The organism is Verrucosispora sp. SN26_14.1, from assembly GCF_004307965.1.
Lineage (GTDB): Bacteria > Actinomycetota > Actinomycetes > Mycobacteriales > Micromonosporaceae > Micromonospora.
Window position 1 is genome coordinate 1 of the sequence record NZ_SISL01000712.1, and the last position, 2,014, is coordinate 2,014.

2 protein-coding genes are annotated in these 2,014 nt (G+C 73.5%); one reads left to right on the plus strand and one right to left on the minus strand.

Annotated features, from left to right (window positions below; translation table 11 throughout):
• Positions 1-960 (minus strand): glycoside hydrolase family 3 protein (locus EYA84_RS31195; protein ID WP_131057771.1); only part of this gene is annotated, 960 nt, incomplete at its 3' end.
• A 163-nt stretch (positions 961-1,123) separates the two neighbouring features.
• Here EYA84_RS31195 and EYA84_RS31200 point away from each other — a divergent pair.
• A partial coding sequence (locus EYA84_RS31200) for an ROK family transcriptional regulator (protein WP_131057772.1) occupies positions 1,124-2,014 on the plus strand: 891 nt, incomplete at its 3' end.

A 2,014-nucleotide genomic window follows, 5' to 3' on the forward strand; every position in this document is an offset into this window, starting at 1 on the left:
GGCCTGCTCCACCCGGACGCGGTCGAGCCGGCCGTCGCCGAGCGCGGCGACGATCTCGGCGGCGACGGCCTCGACCAGGTCCGCGTCGACCTTGGCGCCGATGCAGAGCAGGTCGGCTCCGGCGGCCAGGGCCCGCACCGCACCCGGTGCGACGCCACCGGCGGCGAGGGTGGCGCCCCGCATCTCCAGCGCGTCGGTGACCACGACGCCGTCGAAGCCGTACCGGTTGCGCAGCAGGTCGGTCAGGACGGCGCGGCTGAAGGTGGCCGGCCCGTCGCCGGTCAGTGCGGGAACCCGGATGTGTGCGGTCATCACGGCCTTCGCCCCGGCCGCGATCACCGCGGCGAACGGTGGCAGGTCGCGCTGGCGCAGGAGGTCGGGCGAGGCGTCCACGGTGGGCAGCTCGTGGTGGGAGTCGGCGATCGTCGCGCCGTGGCCGGGGAAGTGCTTGGCGCAGGCGGCAACTCCGGCGGCCTGGAGCCCGGTGGTCGCCGCCGCCGAGTGGGCGGCCACCCGGACCGGGTCGGCTCCGAACGAGCGGGTGCCGATGACCGGGTTGTCGTCGGCGCTGTTGACGTCGACGGTGGGTGCCAGGTCGACGGTGATGCCCAGGGCGGCCAGCTCCGCGCCGATGGCGTGGTAGACCCGGCGGGTGAGGGCCACGTCGCCGATCGCGCCGAGCGCCGCGTTGCCCGGGTACGGGCTGCCGGTGGCGTGCGCCAGTCGGGTGACGTCACCGCCCTCCTCGTCGACGGCGATCAGCACGTCGGACCGTCCGGCCCGCAGCGCGGCCGTGGCGGCCGCAACCTGCTCCGGCCGATGGATGTTGGTGCCGAACAGGGTGTGCCCGGCCAGCCCCTCGGCCACCAGCTCGACCGCCCAGTCGGGCGGGACCGGCCCCGGGTACGCGGCCAGCAGGGTGCCCAGCGCCAGCCGGCGGAGTCCCGGATCGATCCCCATGGAGGTGTCTCCTCTCGGTGCCGGCCGGTGCGGATCTCGTACCGGGTCGGCCGAGAGCCCTGCTTCCACCCGGCCGATACGCTACGGCTACCCGTTCCAAGGTCGGTTTACTGTTGTCAAAGCTAGATAGTTAGCAAAGTTTACTAATACATGAGGACATGGCATGAGTGCGACCCGGTTGCCCGGCACCCCACGTCTGTTGCGCGCCCTCAACGACCGTGCGGCGCTGGAACTGCTGCTGGAACAGGGGCCGCTGACCCGGGCTCGGCTCGGTGAGCTGACCGGCCTCTCCAAGGTCACCGCATCCCAACTGGTGGAGCGGTTGGAGGAGCGGGGGCTGGTCGCCCGGGTGGGTGAGCAGGCCGGTGGTCGGGGGCCGAACGCCCAGCTCTACGCGGTGCGCCCGGGCAGCGCGCACGTGGTCGGCGTGGACGTCGGGCCGGAGCGTGTGGTGGCCGCCTGCGCCGACATCACCGGCGCGGTGATCGGTCGGGTCGAGCAGTCCACCCGGGACACCGACGACCCGGTCGGCGTCGTGCACAACGCGGTGGTGCAGGTGGCCGGCAGTGCCGGTGCCCAGCTGTCGAGCGTACGGCGGATCGTGCTCGGCACCCCCGGCCTGGTCGACCCGGGCACCGGCGACATCACCTTCGCGTTCAACCTGCCGCGCTGGCACCGGGGTCTGCTCGCCGCGCTCCGCGACGACCTGGACACCCCGGTGGTCTTCGAGAACGACGTGAACCTGGCCGCGGTGGCCGAGGCGCAGTCCGGTGCGGCCCAGGGTCTGTCGGACTTCGTGCTGGTCTGGGTCGGTGCCGGTGTCGGCCTGGCGATCATGCTGGGTGGGCGGCTGCACCACGGCAGCAGTGGCGCGGCCGGCGAGATCGGCTACCTGCCGGTGCCCGGCGCGCCCATCCCGCGCGACGTCTCCCGGCGGGCCAAGCCCGCCTTCCAGCAACTGGCCGGTGCCGACGCGGTCCGCGCGCTGGCCCGCGAGCACGGCTACCCGGACGCCGGGGCCTGTCTATTATACACCTCTCCGCGCCCACGAGAC